Source organism: Streptomyces sp. NPDC018029 (assembly GCF_044327655.1).
Lineage (GTDB): Bacteria > Actinomycetota > Actinomycetes > Streptomycetales > Streptomycetaceae > Streptomyces.
The window spans coordinates 492,156-516,848 of sequence record NZ_JBIRFV010000002.1 but is presented as its reverse complement, the minus strand read 5'-3'; the positions used below and the strand labels follow the sequence as shown (position 1 = coordinate 516,848).

At 71.1% G+C, this 24,693-nt stretch carries 22 protein-coding genes; 18 read left to right on the top strand and 4 right to left on the bottom strand.

Annotated elements, in window-relative coordinates:
* Nucleotides 1–21 precede the first annotated feature (21 nt).
* The 13 genes from ACH4D5_RS06465 (at nucleotide 22) to ACH4D5_RS06405 (ending at nucleotide 14,755) form a co-directional block, all read left to right on the top strand.
* Nucleotides 22–960, top strand: a complete 939-nt coding sequence (locus ACH4D5_RS06465) for an ABC transporter permease (RefSeq protein ID WP_398299218.1) — start codon at nucleotides 22–24, stop codon at nucleotides 958–960.
* Nucleotides 953–1,738, top strand: coding sequence for an ABC transporter ATP-binding protein (locus tag ACH4D5_RS06460; RefSeq protein ID WP_398299216.1), 786 nt, complete (start codon nucleotides 953–955; stop codon nucleotides 1,736–1,738). The genes ACH4D5_RS06465 and ACH4D5_RS06460 overlap by 8 nt, the downstream gene beginning before the upstream one ends.
* A 347-nt stretch (nucleotides 1,739–2,085) precedes the next feature.
* Nucleotides 2,086–2,985: a squalene synthase HpnC gene (hpnC, locus tag ACH4D5_RS06455; protein ID WP_398299214.1), complete on the top strand. Its 900-nt coding sequence runs from the start codon at nucleotides 2,086–2,088 to the stop codon at nucleotides 2,983–2,985.
* Nucleotides 2,982–3,932 carry a presqualene diphosphate synthase HpnD gene (gene hpnD / locus ACH4D5_RS06450; RefSeq protein ID WP_398299212.1) on the top strand — a complete coding sequence of 317 codons (951 nt, stop codon included), beginning with the start codon at nucleotides 2,982–2,984 and terminating at the stop codon, nucleotides 3,930–3,932. The genes hpnC and hpnD overlap by 4 nt, the downstream gene beginning before the upstream one ends.
* A 124-nt stretch (nucleotides 3,933–4,056) precedes the next feature.
* Nucleotides 4,057–5,466, top strand: a complete 1,410-nt coding sequence (gene hpnE, locus ACH4D5_RS06445; RefSeq protein WP_398299973.1) for a hydroxysqualene dehydroxylase HpnE — start codon at nucleotides 4,057–4,059, stop codon at nucleotides 5,464–5,466.
* Entirely contained in the window at nucleotides 5,463–6,596 is a 1,134-nt protein-coding gene (locus ACH4D5_RS06440; protein WP_398299211.1) for a polyprenyl synthetase family protein, read from the top strand. Before hpnE ends, ACH4D5_RS06440 begins: the two co-directional genes overlap by 4 nt.
* A gap of 134 nt (nucleotides 6,597–6,730) precedes the next feature.
* A complete protein-coding gene (gene shc, locus ACH4D5_RS06435) occupies nucleotides 6,731–8,800 on the top strand; it encodes a squalene--hopene cyclase (protein WP_398299209.1) in 2,070 nt (689 codons plus the stop codon).
* Nucleotides 8,800–9,453 carry a 1-hydroxy-2-methyl-2-butenyl 4-diphosphate reductase gene (locus ACH4D5_RS06430; protein WP_398299207.1) on the top strand — a complete coding sequence of 218 codons (654 nt, stop codon included), beginning with the start codon at nucleotides 8,800–8,802 and terminating at the stop codon, nucleotides 9,451–9,453. Before shc ends, ACH4D5_RS06430 begins: the two co-directional genes overlap by 1 nt.
* A gap of 5 nt (nucleotides 9,454–9,458) precedes the next feature.
* A complete protein-coding gene (hpnH, locus tag ACH4D5_RS06425) occupies nucleotides 9,459–10,481 on the top strand; it encodes an adenosyl-hopene transferase HpnH (RefSeq protein ID WP_398299205.1) in 1,023 nt (340 codons plus the stop codon).
* Between the two features lie 87 nt (nucleotides 10,482–10,568).
* Nucleotides 10,569–12,479, top strand: a complete 1,911-nt coding sequence (gene dxs, locus ACH4D5_RS06420) for a 1-deoxy-D-xylulose-5-phosphate synthase (RefSeq protein ID WP_398299203.1) — start codon at nucleotides 10,569–10,571, stop codon at nucleotides 12,477–12,479.
* A complete protein-coding gene (locus ACH4D5_RS06415) occupies nucleotides 12,476–13,861 on the top strand; it encodes an aspartate aminotransferase family protein (protein ID WP_398299201.1) in 1,386 nt (461 codons plus the stop codon). Before dxs ends, ACH4D5_RS06415 begins: the two co-directional genes overlap by 4 nt.
* 88 nt (nucleotides 13,862–13,949) lie before the next feature.
* On the top strand, nucleotides 13,950–14,585 hold the full coding sequence (locus tag ACH4D5_RS06410) for a helix-turn-helix domain-containing protein (RefSeq protein ID WP_398299199.1): 636 nt from the start codon (nucleotides 13,950–13,952) through the stop codon (nucleotides 14,583–14,585).
* Between the two features lie 53 nt (nucleotides 14,586–14,638).
* Entirely contained in the window at nucleotides 14,639–14,755 is a 117-nt protein-coding gene (locus ACH4D5_RS06405; protein WP_361169991.1) for a DUF6126 family protein, read from the top strand.
* Nucleotides 14,756–14,785: 30 nt separating this feature from the next.
* On the opposite strand, the gene ACH4D5_RS06400 is transcribed toward ACH4D5_RS06405, so the two are convergent.
* Together ACH4D5_RS06400 and ACH4D5_RS06395 are read right to left on the bottom strand one after the other, a co-directional pair.
* Complete coding sequence (locus tag ACH4D5_RS06400) at nucleotides 14,786–15,610, bottom strand: tyrosine-protein phosphatase (RefSeq protein ID WP_398299197.1); 825 nt, start codon at nucleotides 15,608–15,610, stop codon at nucleotides 14,786–14,788.
* 88 nt (nucleotides 15,611–15,698) lie between these two features.
* A complete protein-coding gene (locus tag ACH4D5_RS06395; protein WP_398299195.1) occupies nucleotides 15,699–16,514 on the bottom strand; it encodes an ArsR/SmtB family transcription factor in 816 nt (271 codons plus the stop codon).
* Nucleotides 16,515–16,669: 155 nt separating this feature from the next.
* Here ACH4D5_RS06395 and ACH4D5_RS06390 point away from each other — a divergent pair, with 155 nt between their 5' ends.
* The 3 genes from ACH4D5_RS06390 (at nucleotide 16,670) to ACH4D5_RS06380 (ending at nucleotide 20,770) form a co-directional block, all read left to right on the top strand.
* Nucleotides 16,670–18,760, top strand: a complete 2,091-nt coding sequence (locus tag ACH4D5_RS06390) for an alpha-galactosidase (RefSeq protein WP_398299193.1) — start codon at nucleotides 16,670–16,672, stop codon at nucleotides 18,758–18,760.
* Between the two features lie 195 nt (nucleotides 18,761–18,955).
* Nucleotides 18,956–19,789: an SGNH/GDSL hydrolase family protein gene (locus ACH4D5_RS06385; protein WP_398299191.1), complete on the top strand. Its 834-nt coding sequence runs from the start codon at nucleotides 18,956–18,958 to the stop codon at nucleotides 19,787–19,789.
* A gap of 84 nt (nucleotides 19,790–19,873) precedes the next feature.
* Nucleotides 19,874–20,770 carry a LysR family transcriptional regulator gene (locus ACH4D5_RS06380; RefSeq protein WP_398299189.1) on the top strand — a complete coding sequence of 299 codons (897 nt, stop codon included), beginning with the start codon at nucleotides 19,874–19,876 and terminating at the stop codon, nucleotides 20,768–20,770.
* 53 nt (nucleotides 20,771–20,823) lie between these two features.
* On the opposite strand, the gene ACH4D5_RS06375 is transcribed toward ACH4D5_RS06380, so the two are convergent.
* Nucleotides 20,824–21,624, bottom strand: a complete 801-nt coding sequence (locus ACH4D5_RS06375; RefSeq protein WP_398299187.1) for an SDR family oxidoreductase — start codon at nucleotides 21,622–21,624, stop codon at nucleotides 20,824–20,826.
* A gap of 308 nt (nucleotides 21,625–21,932) precedes the next feature.
* Between ACH4D5_RS06375 and ACH4D5_RS06370 the strand changes: the two genes are divergently transcribed.
* Both ACH4D5_RS06370 and ACH4D5_RS06365 read left to right on the top strand, forming a co-directional pair.
* Nucleotides 21,933–22,652 (top strand): GAF and ANTAR domain-containing protein, encoded by a 720-nt coding sequence (locus ACH4D5_RS06370; RefSeq protein WP_398299185.1) that lies wholly within the window; start codon nucleotides 21,933–21,935, stop codon nucleotides 22,650–22,652.
* 148 nt (nucleotides 22,653–22,800) lie between these two features.
* The gene (locus ACH4D5_RS06365) at nucleotides 22,801–24,006 is read left to right on the top strand and encodes an MBL fold metallo-hydrolase (RefSeq protein ID WP_398299183.1); all 1,206 of its coding nucleotides are present in this window, start codon (nucleotides 22,801–22,803) and stop codon (nucleotides 24,004–24,006) included.
* A 65-nt stretch (nucleotides 24,007–24,071) separates the two neighbouring features.
* Here ACH4D5_RS06365 and ACH4D5_RS06360 read toward each other — a convergent pair whose 3' ends face one another.
* Nucleotides 24,072–24,590, bottom strand: a complete 519-nt coding sequence (locus tag ACH4D5_RS06360) for a CGNR zinc finger domain-containing protein (RefSeq protein ID WP_398299181.1) — start codon at nucleotides 24,588–24,590, stop codon at nucleotides 24,072–24,074.
* Nucleotides 24,591–24,693 lie beyond the last annotated feature (103 nt).

The following is a 24,693-nucleotide window of genomic DNA, read 5'->3' as shown; positions in this document are numbered from 1 at the left end:
TGAAGACGAAAGTTTCCACTCGTGAGTGAGACAACGCATGACGGCGGAGTCACGGTGACAGCATCCCCGTCGACACCGCCGCCCGATGACGGGCTCTCCCGCGCCGAACTCGCCGCCAAGTACGGTCTGACCGTCAGCGGCGCCCGGCCCGGACTTTTCGAGTACGTCCGCCAGCTCTGGGGACGGCGCCACTTCATCCTCGCCTTCTCCCAGGCGAAGCTCACCGCCCAGTACAGCCAGGCCAAGCTCGGCCAGCTGTGGCAGGTGGCGACGCCGCTCCTGAACGCGCTCGTCTACTTCCTGATCTTCGGCCTGATCCTGAAGGCGGACCGCGGCTTCGAGCGTGAGGTCTACATCCCGTTCCTGGTCACCGGCGTCTTCGTCTTCACCTTCACGCAGAGCTCTGTGATGGCGGGCGTCAGGGCGATCGCGGGCAACCTCGGCCTCGTCCGCGCGCTGCACTTCCCACGGGCCTCGCTGCCGATCTCGTTCTCGCTGCAGCAGCTCCAGCAGCTGCTGTTCTCGATGATCGTGCTGTTCCTCATCACGATCGGCTTCGGCAGCTACCCCAAGCTGTCGTGGCTGCTGATCCTCCCGGTCCTGATCCTGCAGTTCATGTTCAACACGGGCCTCGCGATGATCATGGCCCGGCTCGGCAGCAAGACCCCCGACCTCGCGCAGCTGATGCCGTTCGTGATGCGTACGTGGATGTACGCGTCCGGCGTGATGTTCTCCATCCCGGTCATGCTGGAGGACCATCCCGCCTGGATCGCGGACATCCTGCAGTGGAACCCCGCGGCCATCTACATGGACCTGATGCGCTTCGCACTCATCGACGGCTACGGCAGCGAGTACCTGCCGACGCACGTCTGGGCGGTCGCGGCGGGCTGGGCCGTGCTGGTCGCCGCCGGCGGCTTCGTGTACTTCTGGAAGGCTGAGGAGCGCTACGGCCGTGGCTGACGACAAGAATGCCGACAAGGGGCACATCCCCACCGTCATCGCTGACGAGCTGCACATCGTCTACCGCGTCAACGGCGCGAAGACCGGCAAGGGCAGCGCCACCTCCGCCCTGAGCCGCATCCTCCGGCGCGGCGAGGAGCGCGGTGTGCGCAAGGTGCACGCCGTCCGCGGCGTCAGCTTCACCGCCTACCGCGGCGAGGCCATCGGCCTCATCGGCTCGAACGGCTCCGGCAAGTCCACCCTGCTCCGTGCCATCGCGGGGCTGCTCCCCGCCGAGCAGGGCAAGGTCTACACCGACGGCCAGCCCTCGCTGCTCGGCGTCAACGCGGCCCTGATGAACGATCTGACCGGCGAGCGCAACGTCATCCTCGGCGGTCTCGCGATGGGCATGACCCGCGAGCAGATCAAGGAGCGCTACCAGGAGATCGTCGACTTCTCCGGCATCAACGAAAAGGGCGACTTCATCACCCTGCCGATGCGCACCTACTCCTCGGGCATGGCGGCCCGCCTGCGGTTCTCCATCGCGGCCGCCAAGGACCACGACGTCCTCATGATCGACGAGGCCCTGGCCACCGGCGACCGCAAGTTCCAGAAGCGCTCCGAGGCCCGCATCCGCGAGCTCCGCAAGGAGGCCGGCACGGTCTTCCTGGTCAGCCACAACAACAAGTCGATCCGCGACACCTGCGACCGCGTGCTGTGGCTGGAGCGCGGCGAGCTGCGCATGGACGGGCCGACCGACGAGGTCATCAAGGAGTACGAGAAGTTCACGGGCAAGTAGCCCGATCGAGCCACCGGGCGTGCACCCGTTCGGCAGCAGTGCCCCGCCGGGAGGAATCCGGCGGGGCACTGTCGTGACATGGTGTCCCCGAGGTCCCACGAGCCCCTCAACTCACCGCTAGAAAAGGTAGTTTGACGCCAATCGGTGTGTTGTTGTGATGCGCCGAACACCCCGACGATGCGGGAGGGGTTGTACAACGTAAGCTGTACCGGTGCTGATTCGCGGCAAGTGGGGCGATATCGCGCAGCGCCCCGGCTCGGAGCACGGTCCACCTCGGAGAGTGCTGGGCGGCGTGTCCGAAATAGGATGTATTGGGTCGGCAGTGTAGAACGGGAGATGTGACGGCAATGGCTACGGATGATCTCCGGCTCCGCGATGCATCCGCCGTCCTCGACAAGGCCGCGGACGAGAACTTCCCGGTGGCGCCGTTCTTCCTGCCCCGGGCCTGGCGCGACGACCTCATGGCCGTCTACGGCGTCGTGCGCCTCATCGACGACATCGGCGACGGCGACCTGGTGCCCGAGGCCGCCCACGCCCGCCATCTGGGCCTCGGCGGCGGCGACGCCGATGACCCGGCGCGGCTCCTGGACGCCGTCGAGGCGGACCTGGACAAGGTCTTCGGCGGCGGCGAGCCCGGCCACCCGCTGGTGCGCGCGCTGCGGCCGGCCGCCGAGCGCGGCACCCTGACGGCCACGCCCTTTCTCGGCCTGATCGCGGCCAACCGCCAGGACCAGTCCGTCACGCGCTACGAGACGTACGACGACCTCGTGGCGTACTGCGCGCTCTCCGCGAACCCGATCGGCCGACTCGTCCTGGCCATCACCGGCACGGAGACCCCCGAGCGAATCCGGCACTCGGACGCCGTCTGCACCGGGCTGCAGATCGTCGAGCACATCCAGGACGTCGCCGAAGACCTGCGGCGCGGCCGCATCTACCTGCCCGTCGAGGACATGAAGCGGTTCCACGTGAGCGAGTCAGACCTGGCCCGGCCGACAGCGGGCGCGTCGGTGCGCGCGCTGGTCGCGTTCGAAGCGGAACGCGCCCGCGGCCTGCTGAATGAAGGCACCCCCCTGGTGGGTAGCGTCCACGGCAGGCTGAAGCTGCTGCTGGCCGGATTCGTGGGAGGGGGCAGGGCGGCGGTCCGGGCGATCGTGGCCGCCGGGTACGACGTCCTTCCCGGACCGCCCAGACCCACCAAGCCCCGCATGTTCCGCGAGGCGGGCGCCGTGCTGCGAGGAGAGGGGTGAGCCGGGCCGTGGAGTCGGATCCGCGCGTGTCCGCGCCGGTGCTCGCCGCCTACAGCTACTGCGAGACGGTGACAGGCCAGCAGGCGCGCAACTTCGCGTACGGCATCCGGCTGCTGCCGGCGCCCAAGCGCCGGGCCATGTCGGCGCTGTACGCGCTCTCGCGGCGGGTCGACGACATCGGGGACGGCGCGCTCGCCCCGGACGTCAAGGCGGACCGTCTCGAGGACACCAGGGCGCTGGTCGCCCGGATCCGCGCGGGAGGGGTGCAGGAGGACGACACCGACCCGGTCGCGGTCGCCCTCGCGCACGCCGCCGAGCACTTCCCCATCCCGATGGACGGCCTCGACGAGCTGATCGACGGCGTCCTCATGGACGTACGCGGCGCGACGTACGAGACGTGGGAGGACCTGAAGGTCTACTGCCGCTGTGTGGCCGGGGCGATCGGGCGGCTCTCGCTCGGCGTGTTCGGCAGCGAACGGGGGGCGCTCCATGCCGAGCGCGCGCCGGAGTATGCCGACACGCTCGGCCTCGCGCTCCAACTGACCAACATTCTCCGCGACGTTCGCGAGGACGCGCAGGACGGCCGGACGTACCTGCCCGCCGACGACCTCGCCAAGTTCGGCTGCTCCGCCGGGTTCTCCGGTGCCGAGCCGCCCGCGGGATCCGACTTCGCGGGCCTCGTCCACTTCGAAGTCCGCCGCGCGCGTGCCCTGTTCGCCGAGGGCTACCGCCTGCTGCCGATGCTGGACCGGCGCAGCGGTGCCTGTGTGGCGGCGATGGCCGGCATCTACCGCCGGCTCCTCGACCGCATAGAGCGGGAGCCCGAAGCGGTCCTGCGCGGCCGCGTCTCGCTGCCGGGCCGCGAGAAGGCGTACGTCGCCGTGCGCGGACTGTCCGGCCTCGACGCGCGGAACGTGTCACGACAGACCGTCCGGAGGCGTGTGTGATGAGCGTCCGGAGTGATCGTGGGACAGCTGGGACAACGTTCGCAAAGCGGCGGGCAACCCTCCGCTCCGTGGTCGCGTCCCAGACTGCAACGGCCGAAGGGGTGGGTGCATGAAGAGGGAAGACATGCAGCCCGAGGGGCTGATCGAGAACGCCGGAGGCCGTCCCGCAGGGGCGGCCGCAGTGGTGGTCGGCGGCGGCCTCGCCGGCATCACCGCCGCGCTCGCGCTCGCCGACGCGGGCCTGCGCGTGACGCTGCTCGAAGGGCGGCCGCGGCTCGGCGGGCTCGCGTTCTCCTTCCGCCGCGGCGCGCTGACCGTCGACAACGGCCAGCACGTCTACCTGCGCTGCTGCACCGCCTACCGATGGTTCCTCGACCGCGTCGACGGCGCGCACCTCGCGCCCCTGCAGGAACGTCTCGACGTGCCCGTCCTCGACGCCGACCGCAACCGGCTCGGCCGGCTGCGGCGCACCGCGCTGCCCGTGCCCCTGCACCTGGCGGCGAGCCTCGCCACGTATCCCCACCTGTCGGTCGCCGAGCGCGCCAAGGTGGGGCGCGCGGCGCTCGCCCTCAAGGGGCTCGACCCGGCCGATCCCGCGCTCGACGGCCAGGACTTCGGCAGCTGGCTGGCCAGGCACGGCCAGTCGCCGCGCGCAGTCGAGGCGCTCTGGGACCTGGTGGGCGTCGCGACGCTCAACGCCGTCGCGGGCGACGCCTCCCTCGGGCTCGCCGCGATGGTCTTCAAGACCGGGCTGCTCTCGGAGCCGGGCGCCGCCGACATCGGCTGGGCCCGGGCACCCCTCGGTGACCTGCACGACACGCTGGCCCGCAAGGCGCTCGACGCCGCGGGCGTCCGTACGGAACTGAAAGCCCGCGTCACCTCCATCTCTCGTACGGAGGACGGCGGTTGGCGCGTGGAGGTGCCCGGCGAGACCCTGGAGGCCGACTCCGTCGTGCTCGCCGTGCCGCAGCACGAGACGCACGACCTCCTCCCGGACGGCGCGCTCGACCAGCCCGACCGGCTGCTCGACATCGACACCGCGCCGATCCTCAACCTCCATGTCGTCTACGACCGGAAGGTGCTGAAGCGGCCGTTCTTCGCCGCCATCGGCTCGCCCGTCCAGTGGGTCTTCGACCGGACCGAGGCCTCCGGGCTCACCGAGGGGCAGTACCTGGCGGTCTCCCAGTCGGCCGCCCAGGACGAGATCGACGCGCCCGTCGCCGCACTGCGCGAGCGCTATCTCCCCGAGCTGGAGCGGCTGCTGCCCGCGGCACACGGCGCCGAGGTGCGGGACTTCTTCGTCACCCGCGAGCGGACGGCGACGTTCGCCCCCACCCCCGGCGTCGGCAGGCTCCGCCCCGGTGCCCGCACCAAGGCCCGCGGCCTGTACCTCGCGGGCGCGTGGACCGCGACCGGCTGGCCCGCGACCATGGAGGGCGCCGTCCGCAGCGGCCTCAGCGCGGCCGAAGCGGCCCTCTCCACCCTCGACCGCCCCCGTGATCACCTCTTCGCGTTCGAGGAGGCGGTGGCGTGAAGCTCGACCTGCTGGGGTCAGGTCCCCAGAGAAACAGCACCGGAACAAGAGGAGAAACTGTGCCGACTGTGCCCTCGGCCGAGAAAACGGCTGCCGACACGGTGGACGTGACCTCACTGCTCGAACAGGGAAGGACGCTGGCCACCCCGGTGCTGCGGGCCGCGGTGGACCGCCTCGCGCCGCCCATGGACACCGTCGCCGCCTACCACTTCGGCTGGATCGACGCCGAGGGCAACCCGTCCGACGGCGACGGCGGCAAGGCCGTGCGTCCCGCGCTCGCCCTGCTCTCCGCCGAGGCCGCGGGCGCGGCCCCCGAGATCGGCGTCCCCGGCGCGGTCGCCGTCGAGCTCGTGCACAACTTCTCACTGCTGCACGACGACCTGATGGACGGCGACGAGCAGCGCAGGCACCGCGACACGGTGTGGAAGGTGCACGGTCCCGCACAGGCCATCCTCGTCGGCGACGCCCTCTTCGCGCTCGGCAACGAAATCCTCCTGGAGCTCGGCACCGTCGAGGCGGGCCGCGCCACCCGCCGCCTCATCACCGCCACACGCGCGCTGATCGACGGCCAGGCACAGGACATCAGCTACGAGCACCGCGACCGGGTCACGGTCGAGGAGTGCCTGGAGATGGAGGGCAAGAAGACCGGCGCCCTGCTCGCCTGCGCGGTCTCCATCGGCGCCGTCCTCGGCGGCGCCGACGACCACACCGCCGACACGCTGGAGAAGTACGGCTACCACCTCGGCCTCGCCTTCCAGGCCGTGGACGACCTGCTCGGCATCTGGGGCGACCCGGAGGCCACCGGAAAGCAGACGTGGAGCGATCTGCGGCAGCGCAAGAAGTCGCTGCCCGTGGTCGCCGCGCTCGCCGCGGGCGGCCCCGCCTCCGAGCGGCTCGGCGAGCTGCTCACCGCCGACTCCAAGAGCAGCGACTTCGAGAACTTCTCCGAGGACGAGTTCGCCGCGCGCGCCGCCCTGATCGAAGAGGCGGGCGGCCGCGAGTGGACCGCCAAGGAGGCCCGGCGCCAGCACGCCATCGCCATCGAGGCGCTGGACCACGTCCAGATGCCGGACCGGGTGCGGGCGCAGCTCGTCGCGCTCGCCGACTTCGTCGTCGTACGAGAGAAGTGATCACTATCGCGCGGATATCGGAGTTGCCCGGGGGGTGACCCCCGGGCTCCCAGGCAGTCGCCGGCCGGCGCCCCGCGCCGGCCGACGGCGGACCCACAGCAGACGTAGCCACCGCACTGCACGAAGGGGAAGCCATGACAGCGACGACCGACGGAAGCACCGGAGCGGCCACGCCCCGCGCAGCCTCGGCCAGCCAGCCCACCGAACCCATCGAAGCCCTTGAGCAGGTCGACGGCATCGACCGCGTCGACACAGCCGGCCCCGTCGAGACGATCGCCGCGCCGGCAAGTACCCGCGAGGCCGCCGAGCGCGCCATGCGGCGCTCCACAGACTTCCTGCTCTCCCGCCAGGACGCCGAAGGCTGGTGGAAGGGCGACCTCGAGACCAATGTGACCATGGACGCCGAGGACCTCCTCCTGCGGCAGTTCCTGGGCATCCGGGACGAGCACACCACGCACGCCGCCGCGCTCTTCATCCGCGGCGAGCAGCGCGACGACGGCACCTGGGCCACCTTCTTCGGCGGGCCCGGCGAACTCTCCACCACCATCGAGGCGTACGTCGCGCTGCGCCTGGCCGGCGACCGGCCCGACGACCCGCACATGGCGAAGGCCGCCGGGTGGATCCGCGAGCAGGGCGGCATCGCCCGGGCCCGGGTCTTCACCCGGATCTGGCTCGCCCTGTTCGGCTGGTGGAAGTGGGACGACCTGCCCGAACTCCCGCCGGAGCTCATCTACTTCCCCAAGTGGGTCCCGCTCAACATCTACGACTTCGGCTGCTGGGCGCGGCAGACCATAGTGCCGCTCACCATCGTGTCCGCCAAGCGGCCCGTGCGGCCCGCGCCCTTCGCCCTGGACGAGCTGCACGCCGACCCGCGCGACCCGAGCCCCGCCAAACCCCTCGCACCTGTGGCGAGTTGGGACGGCGTCTTCCAGCGGCTCGACAAGGCGCTGCACGTCTACCACAAGGTCGCGCCGCGCCGGCTGCGCAAGGCCGCGATGAACAGCGCCGCCCGCTGGATCATCGAACGCCAGGAGAACGACGGCTGCTGGGGCGGGATCCAGCCGCCCGCCGTCTACTCCGTCATCGCGCTGCACCTGCTCGGCTACGACCTGGAGCACCCCGTCCTGAAGGCCGGGCTCGCCTCGCTCGACCGGTTCGCCGTGTGGCGCGAGGACGGCGCGCGCATGATCGAGGCCTGCCAGTCGCCCGTGTGGGACACCTGCCTGGCGACCATCGCGCTCGCGGACGCCGGACTGCCCGCGGACCACCCGCAGTTGGTCAAGGCCGCCGACTGGATGCTCAGCGAGCAGATCGTACGGCCGGGGGACTGGTCGGTGCGCAGGCCCGAACTGGCCCCGGGCGGCTGGGCGTTCGAGTTCCACAACGACAACTACCCCGACATCGACGACACCGCCGAGGTCGCCCTCGCGCTGCGCCGGGTCGCGCACCCGGACCGGGCGCGCGTGGAGAACGCCATCGAGCGCGGAGTGCGCTGGAACCTCGGCATGCAGTCGAAGAACGGCGCCTGGGGCGCCTTCGACGTCGACAACACCAGCCCCTTCCCCAACCGCCTGCCGTTCTGCGACTTCGGCGAGGTCATCGACCCGCCGTCCGCCGACGTCACCGGACACGTCGTGGAGATGCTCGCCGTCGAGGGCAGGGCCCACGACCCGCGCACCCGGCGCGGCATCGAGTGGCTCCTCGCCGAACAGGAGCCCGACGGCGGCTGGTTCGGGCGCTGGGGCGTCAACTACCTCTACGGCACGGGGTCGGTGGTGCCCGCGCTGATCACGGCGGGCCTGCCCGCCGCGCATCCCGCGATCCGCCGGGCCGTGCGGTGGCTGGAGTCCGTGCAGAACGACGACGGCGGCTGGGGCGAGGACCTGCGCTCCTACCGTGACCGCGGCTGGGTCGGGCGCGGCACGTCGACCGCGTCGCAGACCGCCTGGGCGCTGCTCGCGCTGCTCTCGGCCGGTGAGCGCGAGGCCAAGTCCGTGGAGCGGGGCGTCGCCTGGCTCGCCGCGACGCAGCGCGAGGACGGCTCCTGGGACGAGCCGTACTTCACCGGCACCGGCTTCCCCTGGGACTTCTCCATCAACTACCACCTGTACCGGCAGGTGTTCCCGCTCACCGCCCTCGGCAGGTACGTCCACGGAGAGCCCTTCGCCGGCGGCTCCGGCGCCCACGTCGGCAAGGGCAGCTGATGGACGGGACCCCGGCTCCGCGGCCGGGCCCCGCGCCGCTGCTGATCGCCTGCGCGCTCGGCATCGAACGCCTCGCCCTGCGCACCGGCGACCGCAGCGGCGCGCCGGACACCATGACCGTGCTGCGCACCGGCATGGGCCCCAAGAACGCCGAGCGCGCCGTCAGCGGTGCGCTCGGAGAGGAAACCCTGCGCGACGCGGCCGTTCTGGCCACCGGCTTCTGTGCCGGACTCGCCCCCGGCATGCACCCCGGCGACCTCGTCGTCGCCGCGGAGACCAGGGACACGCGCGGCAGCACGCCTTGTACGGGAACCGGTCTGCTGGTCGAGGAGCTGGCGCGGGCCATGCCCGGCCGCGCCGTGCACACCGGACCGCTCACCGGTTCCGACCACGTCGTCCGCGGACCCGAGCGCGGCGCCCTCCTGGCCACCGGCGCGATCGCCGTGGACATGGAGTCCGCCGCCACGCTGCACAGTGCCGTACGCGCCGGACAGCGGCCCGTTGCCGCCGTCCGGGTGGTCGTGGATGCCCCACAGCACGAACTCGTCCGCATCGGCACGGTACGCGGTGGAATATCGGCTTTCCGCGTTCTTCGTGCCGTGCTCCCCGCTTTCTTTGAATGGCACCGTTCTTCGCTGCTCCCCCGGAGGTGAGCCAGATGGCCATGCCGCTTCGTCAGTCCATCAAGGTAGCTACGTATCTCTTTGAACAGAAGCTGCGCAAGCGCGACAAGTTTCCGCTGATCGTCGAATTGGAACCGCTCTTCGCCTGCAACCTGAAGTGCGAGGGGTGCGGAAAGATCCAGCACCCGGCCGGGGTCCTGAAGCAGCGCATGCCGGTGGCCCAGGCCGTGGGCGCCGTTCTCGAATCGGGTGCGCCGATGGTCTCCATCGCCGGCGGCGAGCCGTTGATGCACCCTCAGATCGACGAGATCGTACGGCAGTTGGTGGCGAGGAAGAAGTACGTATTCCTCTGCACCAACGCCATGCTGTTGCGCAAGAAGATCGAGAAGTTCACGCCGTCGCCGTACTTCGCGTTCGCCGTGCACATCGACGGCATGCGGGAGCGGCACGACGAGTCCGTTGCGAAGGAAGGCGTGTTCGACGAGGCGGTGGCGGCCATCAAGGAGGCCAAGAAGCGCGGTTTCCGCGTCACCACCAATTCCACCTTCTTCAACACGGACACCCCGCAGACCATCATCGAGGTCCTGAACTTCCTCAACGACGACCTGAAGGTCGACGAGATGATGCTGTCGCCCGCCTACGCCTACGAGAAGGCGCCCGACCAGGAGCACTTCCTCGGTGTCGAGCAGACCCGCGAGCTCTTCAAGAAGGCCTTCGCGGGCGGCAACCGGCTGCGCTGGCGATTGAACCACTCGCCGCTCTTCCTGGACTTCCTGGAGGGCAAGGCGGACTTCCCGTGCACCGCGTGGGCGATCCCGAACTACTCGCTCTTCGGCTGGCAGCGCCCCTGCTACCTGATGAGCGACGGTTACGTCCCCACGTACCGGCAGCTCATCGAGGAGACCGACTGGGACAAGTACGGCCGCGGCAAGGACCCGCGCTGCGCCAACTGCATGGCGCACTGCGGCTACGAACCGACCGCCGTCCTCGCCACCATGGGCTCCCTCAAGGAATCCATCCGTGCCGCCCGCGAGACGGTGTCGGGGAACCGCGGGTGACGTCATGAACGGGCCGGCGGGGGGCGCTCCGACAGGGGTGCCCCCTGCCACCGTGAGCTGAGAACAATTCGGAGAGGGGGCTCGAGCATGACCATTCTCGACACCATTCGGGGGCCACGGGATCTGAAGAAGCTCTCCGGGGCCGAGCTCGACGAACTGGCGGGGGAGATCAGGGAGTTCCTGGTGCACGCGGTCGCCAGGACAGGGGGTCATCTGGGGCCCAACCTCGGGGTGGTGGAACTGTCCATCGCCCTCCACCGGGTCTTCGAGTCGCCGGTCGACCGGCTCGTGTGGGACACCGGCCACCAGAGCTATGTGCACAAGCTCCTCACCGGGCGGCAGGACTTCTCCAAGCTGCGCGGCAAGGGCGGCCTGTCCGGCTACCCCTCGCGCGAGGAGTCCGAGCACGACATCGTCGAGAACAGCCACGCCTCGACCGCGCTCGGCTGGGCCGACGGCCTCGCCAAGGCGCGCCAGGTCCTCGGCGAGCGGGGCCACGTCGTCGCCGTCATCGGGGACGGGGCGCTCACCGGGGGCATGGCCTGGGAGGCGCTGAACAACATCGCGGCCGCGAAGAACCGCCCGCTGATCATTGTCGTCAACGACAACGAACGCTCGTACGCCCCGACCATCGGCGGCCTCGCCGACCACCTCGCCACCCTCCGCACGACGGACGGCTACGAGCGGGTCCTCGCCTGGGGGAAGGACATACTCCAGCGCACCCCCGTCGTCGGCCGGCCGCTGTACGAGTCGCTGCACGGCGCGAAGAAGGGCTTCAAGGACGCCTTCGCGCCGCAGGGGATGTTCGAGGACCTGGGGCTCAAGTACGTCGGGCCGATCGACGGGCACGACATCGGTGCCGTCGAGTCGGCGCTGCGCCGCGCGAAGCGCTTCCACGGCCCCGTGCTCATCCACTGTCTGACCGAGAAGGGCCGCGGTTTCGAGCCCGCGCTCGCCGACGAGGCGGACCGCTTCCACACCGTGGGCGTCATGGACCCGCTCACCTGCGAGCCGCTCGCCCCCTCCAACGGCCCTTCCTGGACCTCGGTGTTCGGGGACGAGATCGTCCGCATCGGCGCCGAGCGCGACGACGTCGTCGCCATCACCGCGGCGATGCTGGGCCCGGTCGGCCTGACGAAGTTCGCGGCGGCCTACCCCGACCGGGTGTGGGACGTCGGCATCGCCGAGCAGCACGCCGCGGTGTCGGCCGCGGGGCTCGCCACGGGTGGCCTGCATCCGGTCGTCGCGGTGTACGCCACCTTCCTCAACCGCGCCTTCGACCAACTCCTGATGGACGTGGCGCTGCACCGGTGCGGCGTCACCTTCGTGCTCGACCGCGCGGGCGTCACGGGCGTCGACGGCGCCTCCCACAACGGCATGTGGGACATGTCCGTCCTCCAGGTCGTGCCGGGGCTGCGGATCGCCGCGCCGCGCGACGCCGAGCAACTGCGGGCGCAGCTGCGGGAAGCGGTCGCCGTGGACGACGCGCCGACCCTCGTCCGGTTCCCCAAGGAGTCGGTGGGGCCCGAGATCCCCGCCGTGGACCGCATCGGCGGCATGGACGTGCTGTCCCGGGACCCGGACCCGGACGTGCTGTTCGTCGCGGTCGGGGTGATGGCGCCGGTCTGTCTGCAGGCCGCCGACCTGCTCAGGGGGCGCGGGCTGCGCTGCACCGTCGTCGACCCGCGCTGGGTCAAGCCGGTCGACCCCGAGCTGCCCGGGCTCGCGGCGGGGCACCGCGTCGTCGCCGTCGTCGAGGACAACAGCCGAGCCGCCGGGGTCGGCGCGGCGGTCGCGCTGGCGCTCGGCGACGCCGAAGTGGACGTCCCCGTGCGGCGGTTCGGCATTCCCGAGCAGTTCCTCGCGCACGCCAAGCGGGGCGAGGTCCTCGCCGACCTCGGCCTCACCCCGGTCGAGATCGCGGGCCGGATCAGCGCCACGCTGGCGGCCAAGGAGGACGCGCACACGTACGGTTCTGGCAAGGAGCACAGCGTATGACCAAGGAGTTCGACCTCGGCAGGCTCCTCGCCGAGCGGGGCGCCGAGCGGTACGACCTGCACGCCCGGCACCTCAACCACCAACTGCCGCGCATGCTGCACACCATCGGCTTCGACAAGGTCTACGAGCGGGCCGAGGGCGTGTACTTCTGGGACGCGGAGGGCGACGACTACCTCGACATGCTCGCGGGCTTCGGCGTGATGGGCCTCGGCCGGCACCACCCCGTCGTACGCAAGGCGCTGCACGACGTCCTCGACGCCTCCCTCGCCGACCTCACCCGGTTCGACTGCCAGCCGCTGCCCGGCCTGCTCGCCGAGCGACTGCTCACGCACAGCCCGCACCTGGACCGGGTGTTCTTCGGCAACAGCGGCACGGAGGCCGTCGAGACGGCCCTGAAGTTCGCCCGTTACGCGACCGGGAAACCGCGGGTGCTCTACTGCACGCACGCCTTCCACGGGCTGACCACCGGTTCCCTCTCCGTCAACGGCGAGGACGGGTTCCGGGACGGCTTCGCGCCGTTGCTGCCGGACACCGCGGTGCCGCTCGGCGATCTGGACGCGCTGCGCCGGGAGTTGCGGAAGGGCGATGTCGCCGGGCTGATCGTCGAGCCCATCCAGGGCAAGGGCGTGCACGAGAGCCCGCCCGGATATCTGCGCGCCGCCCAGGAGTTGCTGCACCGCCACAAGGCGCTGCTGATCGCCGACGAGGTGCAGACGGGCCTCGGCAGGACCGGTGAGTTCTACGCCTACCAGCACGAGGAGGGCGTCGAGCCGGACCTGGTCTGCGTGGCCAAGGCGCTGTCGGGCGGCTATGTGCCGGTCGGCGCGACGCTCGGCAAGGACTGGATCTTCAAGAAGGTCTACTCGTCGATGGACCGGGTGCTCGTGCACTCGGCGAGCTTCGGCTCGAACGCGCAGGCCATGGCGGCGGGCCTCGCCGTCCTGTCGGTGATGGAGGACGAGAAGGTCGTCGAGAACGCCCGGGTCACGGGGGAGCTGCTCAGGTCCCGGCTGGCCGCCCTCGTCGACCGCTATGAGCTGCTGAGCGAGGTGCGCGGCCGCGGGCTGATGATCGGCATCGAGTTCGGGCGGCCCAAGTCGCTGAAGCTGCGCGGGCGTTGGACGATGCTGCAGGCGGCCCGCAAGGGACTCTTCGCGCAGATGGTCGTCGTACCGCTGCTGCAGAAACACCGCATCCTCACCCAGGTGTCCGGGGACCACCTGGAGGTCATCAAGCTGATCCCGCCGCTGATCGTGGGGGAGCGGGAGGTCGACCGGTTCGTGACGGCCTTCACCGCCGTGATGGACGAGGCACACAGCGGCGGCGGACTGATGTGGGACTTCGGCAGGAGACTGGTGAAGCAGGCGGTCGCGAACCGCTGAGCGGCCGGCCGAACGGCCGCGGGACGAGCGTTTTTGCCTCTCGGGCAAGAAAGTTGCCCGAGAGGCAAGGCTCTGGCTCAATCGAAACATGAGCCCTGCCGAGCCCGCCGGGGCGGCGGATCCGCCCGAGACGGCCGAATCGCTGCCCGCCGTCGCGCCCCAGCTGCGCGAACTGCGCCGCCGCGCGTCCCTCACCCTGGAGGCCGCCGCCCGCACCGCCGGGCTCTCGCCCGCCCATCTGTCCCGCCTGGAGACCGGGCAGCGCCAGCCGTCGCTGCCGATGCTGCTCGCGCTCGCACGTGTCTACGGTACGACGGTCTCCGAGCTGCTCGGCGAGACGGTCGCCGACCGGGACGCGGTCGTCCGCGCGGCGGACATGGAACCGACCGCCGCCGGCGGCTGGACCTACTGGCAGGCGGGCGCCTCGGGCCGGGGCATGCAGGCACTGCGCGTCCACGTGCCGCACGGCGCGCAGGGGGACATCGTGCGCGTGCACCCCGGCGAGGAGTGGCTGTACGTCCTGAAGGGACGGCTGCGGCTGCGCCTCGGCGACACCGCGCACACCCTCGCCCCGGGGGACAGCGCGCACTTCGACTCGCTGACCCCGCACCGGATCGCCGCCGCCGACCGGGGCGGCGTCGATCTCCTCTTCGTCCACACACTGCTGCAGAGCCCCGCCACCGCGCTGTGCCTCGGTGGCCCCACTCAGGGAGACCCGACATGACGGAACCGGAACAGCAGGGACCGGCCCAGCCGAAGCGGCCATCGCCCAGCACCATGGAGGAGAAGTTCCCCCGGGCGCTCTGGGTCCGCCTGATCATCTATGTGGCGGTGGGCCACATCTTCGCGGCCTTCATCTACCTGCTGTTCGAGCTGGGCGCGAAGAACCAGTAGGGGCAGGAACAGCCGATGGCGGGCGTCCGCTCAGTCGAGCAGGCGCTCGCGGAGACGCTCACGGGTCTCGGCGCTCACCTTGAGACCCTCCGAGAGATAGGTGTCGACGTCGCCCCAGGTCTGCTCGATCGTCTCGTAGGCCGCCGCCAGGTACTCGGCGCGGGCGTCGAAGAGCGGGTCGAGAAGCTCCATGACCTCGGGCGACATCGCGTTCGCGGAGCTGTCCGAGCGGTGCACCTTGTAGCGGCGGTGCTTCACGTTCGACTCGAGGTAGTCCGCCTCGATCGCGTCGCGCTCCACGCCGACGGCGAGGAGCGTGACGGCTATGGACAGGCCCGCGCGGTCCTTGCCCGCCGCACAGTGCATGAGGGCCGGGACGCTGTCCTCGGCGAGCGCGTGCAGGACCTTGCTGTGCTCGGCGGTGCGCTCCTTGATGATCGTGCGGTACGCCGTCTCCATCCGGGCCGCGCCCCGGCCGTCCGAGAGGATCGAGCGCAGCTGGTCGAGGTCGCCGTCGCGCACCATCTTCCAGAACTCGGCGCCGTCGGCCGGGTCGGTCAGCGGCAGATTCACGTTGCGCACGCCCGGCAGCGCGATGTCCGGGCCTTCGAGGCGCTGGTCGGCGGCGTTGCGGAAGTCGAAGATCGTGTGCAGGCCCAGCGAGGAGAGGAACTCGGCGTCGGCCGCGGTGGCGTGCGCGAGGTGACCGCTGCGGAAGAGGCGGCCTTGGCGGACGCGGCGACCGTCCACCGTCGGGAGCCCGCCCACGTCACGGAAGTTGCGCACTCCGGAGAGCTCGGGCTCTGACAGCGCTGACACCTCTGACAGATCTGTCGGCGGGACCTGCTGCGTCACGGGCTCTCCTCAGGCTCTTCGGCCGGCGCGGCTCGCCGGTGGGTGCGCCTTTGACGATACGACATGCGTTCCTGGGACGATCACCCCTTCAGGCGAGGGGTTCGCCGGTCTCCAGGAGCGTCTTGAGGCTGGAGAGAATCGCCGGCCAGCCCTGGCTGCACATGGAGTGCAGGGTGCCCGACGGGTCGAACTCGTGCGTGACGGTGAGCTTGACCTGGTCGCCATGGGGCTCCAGGTCGAAGGTGACCCGCGAGCGGCGCTCGCTCGCAAGGCGTGCGCGCAGCTCCTCGTCGATGCCGTTCGCCTCGGCCCACTGCGGGCTGAAGGTGTGCCAGGTGTACGCAAGGCGGTGATGCGGTTCGTGGACCAGGACGATCTGCTCGGGGTCCTCGGTGGTGGCCCCCGTCTCGGTCCAGGTCATCGGGGAGCCCTGCGCCCAGTCCGTGCCGAAGCTGACGCCCCAGTAACGGTGCGTGAAGGCCGGGTCGGTGAGCGCCTGCCAGAGCCGTTCCGGGGTGGTGCGGATGTACGTCGTGTACACGAAGGTCTTGCTGCCCGTGTTGTCTGTGCTGTCTGCGTTATCTGTGGTGTGCATGGGTGTCTGCTCCAATGCTCTCTTCAGGTCCGCGAGGGCGTTGACCCGGTCGCGGTCGAACTGGCTGATCCACCGCTCGGCGATGGCGTTGATCGGTGCGGCGTTGAGGTAGTGCAGCTTTTCCCGCCCCTGCCGCACCGTGGTCACCAGCTGGGCGTCCTCCAGCACGGCCAAGTGCTTGCTCACCGACTGGCGGGCCATGTCCAGACCCGCGCACAGCTCCCGCAAGGTCTGACCGTTCCGGTCCCGCAGCCGGTCCAGCAGCTCCCGCCGCACCGGATCACCCAGCGCCTTGAACGCCGCGTCCACCTTCCGTCACCCCCAGTCAGGCAGCCGAACGGCTGCATCTCCATGTTTGGCAGCCCGACGGCTGCATGTCAACCGGAGAGCTGACACGAGCAGAGATGGCACGATGGCGGACGAGCGCGTGCCCAGTGGAACTCCATGGATCGGGCGGGGGCCTGATGATCGAGACCGGTGCCGATGGCCGTACGTGGCTGCTCTCCGGACCCAGGAGCAGCTACGCCCTGCGGCTGACGGAACACGATGAACTCCTGCACCTCCACTGGGGGCCGCGGATCGCCCTCGCCGACGCGGAGGCGCTGGCCGCCGAGCCGCTGCCGCCCGAGCGGCCCTTCGAGTCATGGCTCGACGGGCGCGAGGAGTATCCGGTGGAGGGCGGGCCGCGCTTTGTGCCGCCCGCCCTCTCGGTACGCGGCGGCGGCGTGCGAGGCACCGAGTGGCGGTACGAGAACTCCATGGCCGACGAGGACGAGCTCCAGCTCCACTTCCTCGACTCCGTGCACCAGCTGCAGATCACGCTCATCTACCGGCTGCGCGGGGACGTCGTCGAGCGACAGGTCGCCCTCACGCACCGGGGACGGTTCGGCACGCCGGACCTGGAGCTGCTGCGGGAGGACCCGGCGACCTGGACGCTGCCCCGGCGGGACCGCTGGCGCCTGTCGCAGCTGCACGGCCGCTGGGCGGCCGAGTCGCGGCTGACGCGCGCCGACCTCACGTACGGCGAAAAGGTCATCGGCAGCCGGCGCGGCCACACCGGCCACCACCACCTGCCCTGGGTCGCACTCGACGAGGGTGACGCCACCGAGGAGAGCGGCGAGGTCTACAGCTGCGCGCTCGCCTGGTCCGGTTCGTGGCGCATCTCCGTGCACCAACTGCCGGACGGCGCCGTGCAGATCACCGGCGGCAGCGGGCACGACGACTCCGGGCAGCAGCTCCTCGCACCGGGCACGGCCGTCGTCACCCCCGTCTTCGCGGGCCTGTGGACCGACCGCGGCTTCGGCGGCGCCAGCCGTGCCTGGCACGCCTACCAGCGCGCGCACGTGATCCCAAACGCCGACACGCCCCGCCCCGTCCTCTACAACTCCTGGGAAGCCACCGGCTTCGACATCTCCGAGGGGCAGCAGCGCAGGCTCGCCCGACGGGCCGCGGCGCTCGGCGTGGAACTCTTCGTCGTCGACGACGCGTGGTTCGGCGAGCGGGTCAGTGACCGGGCGGGCCTCGGCGACTGGTTCCCCAACCCCGACCGCTTCCCCGGCGGCCTCGGCCCGCTCGCCCACGAGGTGCACGAACTCGGGATGCGGTTCGGCATCTGGGTGGAACCGGAGATGGTCAACCCCGACAGCGACCTCTACCGCGCCCACCCCGACTGGGTGCAGCACCAACCCGGCCGTACGCGCACGGAGTACCGCAACCAGCTCGTCCTCGACCTCACGCGGGAGGACGTCCGCGCGCACCTGTGGCGGCGGCTCGACGAACTCCTCTCCAGCGCGCCCATCGACTACGTGAAGTGGGACTTCAACCGCTCCTTCACGGACGTCGGCCGACCCGGCGCGCCCTATCCGCAACGGCTCTGGTCAGGTCATACGCACGCCCTGTACGACCTGCTCGACCGGCTCCGCGCGGCGCATCCCACCGTGGCCTTCGAGTCCTGCTCGGGCGGCGGCGGACGGATCGACCTCGGCATCCTCTCCCGCACCGACCAGGTGTGGACCTCCGACAACACCGACCCGCTGGACCGGCTGGCCATCCAGCACGGCTTCAGCCAGCTGCACCCCGCCCGCGTGATGGCCGCCTGGGTCACCGACAGCCCCAACACCCAGCTGAACGGCCGCACCAGCTCGCTGTGCTTCCGGTTCGTGAGCGCCATGGCGGGGGTGCTCGGCATCGGCGGCGACCTCACGCGATGGACCGAGGGCGAGCTCGCCGAGGCGCGCGACTGGGTGGATCTCTACAAGGAGATCAGGCCCGTGGTGCAGCTCGGCGACCTCTACCGGCTGCGTCCGCCGGGGGAGGGGCTGAGTGCCGTGCAGTACGTGCGGGGCGACGAGTCCGTCGTCCTGGCCTGGCTGCGGGCGCAGGCGTACGGGGAGGAGCCGGCGCCGGTGCGGCTGCGCGGGCTCGACCCGGCGGCGGCCTACTTCTGCCCGGACACGGGGGAGACCCACCGGGGTGCGGTGCTGCTCCACCGTGGGCTGCGGACCGGGCTCAAGGGGGACCTGGACGCGGCGGTGTTCCGGCTGCGGCGGGCGTGACGTGCGGCGAAAACGGGGGTGCCGGGCGGCGCCTGCGGACGTGACGCGCCGCGAAAACGGGCGTGACGTGCGGCAAAAGGTGGATCGTGCACTTATTCCGAGTTGGGTGAATCTTGACCGGTGGCTTATCTCACCCACCGTCAACCCCTCCCTACGGTGGCGTAGGTCACTTAGGGAGGTGAAGGATGTGACGTCGTGAGCGCAGAGTCGACAACCTTCATCCACCACCCCAACAACAACCGCGTATTCAACTCCTACGCAGCGGTCGGCGACAGCTTCACCGAAGGCGTGGGCGACCCGGGCCCCGACGGCACCTTCGTCGGCTGGGCCGACCGCCTCGCGGTCCTGCTGGACGACCGGGTACCCGAGCACACCTTCCGGTATGCCAACCTCGCCGTCCGCGGGAAGCTCCTCGACCAGATCGTGGAGGACCAGCTGCCGCGGGCCAAGGAGCTCGCCCCCGACCTGGTGACGTTCTGCGCCGGGGGCAACGACATCATCCGGCCCGGCACCGATCCCGACGAGGTCGCCGAGCGGTTCGAGCGGGCCGTCGCCGACCTCACGTCGGCGGTCGGCACGGTCATGGTCACCACCGGCTTCGACACCCGTGGCGTCGCGGTGCTCAAGCATCTGCGCGGCAAGATCGCCACGTACAACATGCACGTCCGTGCCATCGCCGACCGGTACGGCTGCCCCGTGCTCGACCTGTGGTCCCTCAAGACCGTCCAGGACCGCCGGGCCTGGGACGGCGACCGGCTGCACCTCTCCGCCGAGGGCCACACGCGCGTGGCGCTGCGCGCCGGTCAGGTCCTGGGCCTCGACGTGCCCGCGGACCCCGACCAGGCGTGGCCTCCGATGCCGCCGCGCGGCACGCTGGAGGTGCGGCGCGACGACATCCACTGGGCGCGCGAGTACCTGGTGCCGTGGATCGGGCGGCGCCTGCGGGGCGAGAGCTCCGGGGACCATGTGGAGGCGAAGGGCTTCCGCAACCTCGACACCCTCAAGCTGCAGATCGGGGCCGCTTCCTGAGCGGACGAGCCCGTACGACTGTGGGATGACAAACGGGGGCGGACCGCGGTCGCGGTCCGCCGCAGGGAGGGGGACGACGGCCGAATGAGCCTTCGTCAGTACGAGTACGCCCTGGCCGTCGCCGAGCAGGGGTCGGTGACCGCGGCGGCGGAACTGCTGCGCGTCGCACAGCCCTCGGTGTCCCAGCAGATCCGCGGCCTGGAACGGGAACTCGGCGTGCAGCTCTTCGCCCGCACACCGACCGGACTGGTGCCCACCGTGGTCGGCCGCGCCTTCCTGCGGGAGGCGGAGGTCGCGGTGAGCGCGTCGCGGCGGGCGCGGGCGACGGCGCGGGCCGGTGCCGACGAGCTGGTGGGCGAGTTGGTGGTCGCGGCGCAGATGGGCTTCGGCACACGGCAGTTGCCGGGCGCGTTGGGCGCGCTGCGCCGCCGCTTCCCCCGGCTGGAGGTCACCGTCTTCGAGGAGCCGAGCTCCGCCGAGCTGGAACGGCTGTGCCGCCGGGGCGTGGTGGACCTCGCCCTGATGGCGGCGTGCGAGCGAAGCCCCGCCGACGCCCACCACCTCGGCGACGAGGAGTTCGTCGTGGTCCTCGCCGACGGGCACCGCCAACTCGCCGCGGACCGGGTCGAGCTGCGCGCTCTGGCTGGCGAGCCGTGGGTGAGGTTCGACCGTGACAGCGCGCTCGACGGCGTGCTGTTGAGCGTGCTGCGGGACAACGACCTGGCTCCGGCCACGGCCGCCCGCGTGTCCCAGACGGCGACGGCCGTGCGGTGGGCCGCCCACGGGCTGGGCGTCACGCTCGTGCCGGCCTCCGCGGTGCCCCACGGTCACGAGCCCCTCGTCCGCCCGGTGTCGCCAGGCGTCTCCCAGCCCGTCATCGCCGTGCTCAGGCAGGGCGCGGGCCCGGCGGAAAAGGCCCTGCTCGAACTCCTGGGCCAGGAAACCTGGACGAATTCCGCTGCCTTTTCACCGGTGCCCTGACGGCCGGGAATCACCTCGGCGTGGAATCACCGCGGCGTGGAATCGCCTCGGCGTCACCCTCTGGGGAATTCACCTCCGTCCACGAAGAGATTGCTTCCGGTGAGCCAGCTCGCCCGGTCGGACATGAGGAACAGCAGGGCGTGGGCGATGTCGGCGGGCTGACCGTCACGCCCCAGCGGCACAGGGCTGTCGGCCTGCCCCTCCTCCTGCGCCTGCCCCTGCCCCCGCTCCTGCGACGGGTCGAGGCGCGCCCACTCCGCGCGGGTCGCTTCGCCGCCCGGTGTGGCGACCCTGCCGGGAGACACCGTGTTGACCCGGATGCCGAACGGCGCCAGCTCCGAGGCCAGCCCCCGGCTGTAGTTCTCCAGCGCCGCCTTCGCCGCCGTGTAGGGCAGGAACGGCGGCGGCGTGGCGGGGACCGCGGCCGAGGAGACATGCACGATCACCCCCGAGCGCCGGTCCCGCATCCCCGGTACCAGCAGCGAGTCCAGCCGCACCGCCGCCAGGTAGTTCAACTCCAGCGCGTCCTGCCACTCCTCGTCGGGGATGGCGGAGGTGCTTTCGTACGGTCGCCCACCGCCCGCGTTGTGGACCATGACGTCCACCCCGCCGAGCTCCTTCTCCACGGACGCGGCGACTGCCTCCGCTCCGGCCCGCGTCCGCACATCGGCCGCCACGAAGGTGGCGCCCTCCGGCACGGTGCTCGCCGCCGACCTGGCGGTCGTGAGCACCTGGGCGCCCGCGTCCAGGAGCTGGCGTACGACGGCCGCTCCGATTCCGCGGGAACCGCCTGTGACCAGGGCCCGCTTTCCAGCGAACTCCCGCGTTTCCGTTCCGCTCTCGATCGTGGTCATTCCACCGGTCCTCTCAGCACGTGATTTTCCGCCCGACGGAATAGGGAAAGGCGTACGCAGCGTACGCAGTAAGCGAGTTCGGGGAATTCACTGCGGCGCGCCTCGTCGAGCTGTTTCACCGTACGGCCGCAGTGGAACGGGCGACAAAGACCAAATATCAGCAGGGCCCATAGGAGATCCCTATGGCAAAGTGGCCGGTTGCCGTCCGCGTCCGTGCGATGGTGAGGGGTGCAGCCGTTCTGCTGGCTCGGTGGAGCGCCGAGACGACCGCTGACGCAGGCTCGGCGCCTGCCCGAGGGGGCTCCCCGATGACGTACGACGACGACCTGCTCGTGACCGACCTCCTGCTGGAGACCGACTCTCTGGAAGAGTTCCTGGAGACGCTGGCCGCCCACGCGCTGAGTCTCACGGTCGCGGCGGACAGCTGCGGCATCACCATCAGCCGTGCGGGCCGGCACCTGACGGTGGCCAGCGCGGGCCGTGCGGCCAGTGAGCTGGACGAGAAGCAGTACGGCCAGGACGACGGGCCGTGCCTGCAGGCCCTGCGCAGCGGTGACGAGGTCGTCGTGGCGGACATGCTGGGCGAGCGGCGGTGGGGCGCCTATCCGGCCCACGCGGTGGCGTGCGGCACCCGTTCCTCGCTCTCGCTGCCCATCGCCGCGCACACCCACACCACGGGGGCCCTCAATCTCTACGCTCCCAAACCGGACGGCTTCACCGACGAGGACCTGACCGGGCTGCGTGTGGTGGCGGCCCAGGCCACCGGGGCGATCGCGCTGGCGCAGCGCATCGCGGACGCGCAGCAGTTCGCGAGCGAACTGGAGACGGCGATGCGCTCGCGCAGCGTCATCGACCAGGCCATCGGCGTCATCATGGGCCAGCAGCGCTGTGACGCCGAACGAGCGTTCGGCATCCTGCGCAGTGCGTCGCAGAACCGCAACGTCAAGCTCCGCGACCTGTGCCGTGAACTCATCACCAGCCTCGGCGGCCGTCCGCCCGAGGACGACCGCCTGCGCCCCCGCCCCTGACGGGCGGTTCCCCCTGACGGGCGGTTCAAGGCAACACCCGCCCCCGCCCTCCTCCCGCCGGGCGGCCGCCCCTCACCCGCCCGCGCGGCACTCTCCCGGAGGCGGTGGACATAATGGGGAGGCCTATCCACCCCCTTCAGGAGGTCCCGTGTCCCGGTCCCTGATTCCCGGGCTGCGCTCGCTGCGGTCCGCTGCCTTCGGAGCGGATCCCGCGGGTGCCCGGCTGGCCCGGATCCGCAGATCGCCGAACTTCTCCGTGGCCGAGGGGTCCTTCCAGAACCCCGTGGGGGCGCGGACCCGGCCGACCGGCTCGACCATGGAGTTCGCCAAGGTCTACTTCCGCAAGGAGGAGCGGGTACGCCGCGGGCCGGCCGGCACCGTCCCTGTGCACGCCACCACCCTCGCCGACCTCGCCAAGCCGCCGGTCAGCGGTCTGCGGGTCACCTGGATGGGCCACTCCAGCGTTCTGGTCGAGATCGACGGGCGGCGGGTGCTCTTCGACCCGGTGTGGGGCGAGCGGTGTTCGCCGTTCTCCTTCGCCGGGCCCAAGCGGCTGCACCCTGTCCCGGTGCCGCTGGAGGCGCTCGGCCCGGTCGACGTCGTCGTGATCTCCCACGACCACTACGACCACCTGGACATGCCCACGATCAAGGCGCTGGCCGGTACGGACACGGTCTTCGCGGTGCCGCTCGGCGTCGGCGCGCACCTGGAGCGGTGGGGCGTGCCGGTTGACCGCCTCCGCGAGCTGGACTGGCACGAGACGGCGAAGGTGGCCGGGCTGACCCTCGCGGCCACCCCCGCACGGCACTTCTGCGGCCGGGGCCTGCGCAACCAGCAGCACACGCTGTGGGCGTCCTGGGTGGTGGCGGGGTCGGACCACCGCGTCTACCACAGCGGCGACACCGGCTACTTCCAGGGTTTCCAGGACATCGGCGCCGCGCACGGCCCGTTCGACCTCACGATGATCCAGATCGGTGCCTACAGCGAGTTCTGGCCGGACATCCACATGACGCCCGAAGAGGGCGTGCGGGCGCACCTGGACCTCCAGGGCGGCGAGCCGCGCGGGGTGCTCCTGCCGATCCACTGGGGGACGTTCAACCTCGCCCCGCACGCCTGGTCGGAGCCGGGGGAGGGCACGGTCGCCGCGGCGCGCCGCGCGGACGCCACCATCGCGCTGCCCTGCCCCGGCGAGCCCTTCGAGCCCGGGGCGGGGTCCTTGCCCGGCACGCTGTGGTGGCGCGGCGTCGCCGTCGAGCCGGACGGTGGCTGGCCGGGAGCGTCGACCATGGTCGTCCGCGCGATCGCAGGCCCCAAGGCGGACAACGGGGAGCACGAGACGACATCCGTCGGATAGGCGGATAGGCGGATAGGCGGATAGGCGGGCAGGTGGATAGGCGGGCAGGCGGACAGCGGGGCGGCTCAGGCCGTTCGGGCGCGGTGTCTGCGGACCGCGTCACGGTTCGCGCACCGCTGGGAGCAGTAGCGCTGCCGTCCGGTGCGTGAGGTGTCGGCGAAGATCGTGGTGCACTCGGCCACGGCGCACCGCCGCAGCCGGTGCATGCCCCGCCCCGCCAGGTGCAGCGCGGTGCCGACGGAGATCAGCGAGAACAGCAGGGCGCCGAGCGGCTGCCGGTCCTCCCGGTAGTGCAGGTGCCAGCCGCTGCCCGCGTGGTCGGTCAGCCGCGGGTGGGCGGTGGCCGCCGCCAGCATGGCGTTGACCAGTTCGGCGCGTTCGCTCTCGGCGGTGGCGTCGACGACCTTCTCCCAGGCGTCCAGGGCTTCTTGGGCGCGCGCCAAGTCGTCCGCGTCGACCGGGCGTTCGAGTGTGAGACCGGCGGCACGGCAGCGGTCCGCGAGCTCCTCCGCGCTGACCGGGCGGGAGTTGGCGAGGTCGGCGGCCAGGTTCACGGCGTCCGCGCCGTAAGGGTTGAGGTGCATTCGGTCATTACAGCAGGGGGGCCATCCGTACATCGGTCTCGCGTTCGACGGTAATCGGACCCCTGTACGAGGCGTCATACCAGAGCGGGACGCTGCCCCGCTG

Bases quoted from the DNA above. Each gene is read 5' to 3' on its own strand.
- hpnC (WP_398299214.1), top strand. From the start codon at position 2,086: ATGGCTACGGATGATCTCCGGCTCCGCGATGCATCCGCCGTCCTCGAC.
- hpnH (WP_398299205.1), top strand. From the start codon at position 9,459: ATGGCCATGCCGCTTCGTCAGTCCATCAAGGTAGCTACGTATCTCTTT.
- ACH4D5_RS06375 (WP_398299187.1), bottom strand. From the start codon at position 21,624: ATGACCACGATCGAGAGCGGAACGGAAACGCGGGAGTTCGCTGGAAAG.
- ACH4D5_RS06410 (WP_398299199.1), top strand. From the start codon at position 13,950: ATGAGCCCTGCCGAGCCCGCCGGGGCGGCGGATCCGCCCGAGACGGCC.
- hpnE (WP_398299973.1), top strand. From the start codon at position 4,057: ATGCAGCCCGAGGGGCTGATCGAGAACGCCGGAGGCCGTCCCGCAGGG.
- shc (WP_398299209.1), top strand. From the start codon at position 6,731: ATGACAGCGACGACCGACGGAAGCACCGGAGCGGCCACGCCCCGCGCA.
- dxs (WP_398299203.1), top strand. From the start codon at position 10,569: ATGACCATTCTCGACACCATTCGGGGGCCACGGGATCTGAAGAAGCTC.
- ACH4D5_RS06430 (WP_398299207.1), top strand. From the start codon at position 8,800: ATGGACGGGACCCCGGCTCCGCGGCCGGGCCCCGCGCCGCTGCTGATC.
- ACH4D5_RS06370 (WP_398299185.1), top strand. From the start codon at position 21,933: ATGACGTACGACGACGACCTGCTCGTGACCGACCTCCTGCTGGAGACC.
- ACH4D5_RS06380 (WP_398299189.1), top strand. From the start codon at position 19,874: ATGAGCCTTCGTCAGTACGAGTACGCCCTGGCCGTCGCCGAGCAGGGG.
- ACH4D5_RS06415 (WP_398299201.1), top strand. From the start codon at position 12,476: ATGACCAAGGAGTTCGACCTCGGCAGGCTCCTCGCCGAGCGGGGCGCC.
- ACH4D5_RS06390 (WP_398299193.1), top strand. From the start codon at position 16,670: ATGATCGAGACCGGTGCCGATGGCCGTACGTGGCTGCTCTCCGGACCC.
- ACH4D5_RS06360 (WP_398299181.1), bottom strand. From the start codon at position 24,590: ATGCACCTCAACCCTTACGGCGCGGACGCCGTGAACCTGGCCGCCGAC.
- ACH4D5_RS06405 (WP_361169991.1), top strand. From the start codon at position 14,639: ATGGAGGAGAAGTTCCCCCGGGCGCTCTGGGTCCGCCTGATCATCTAT.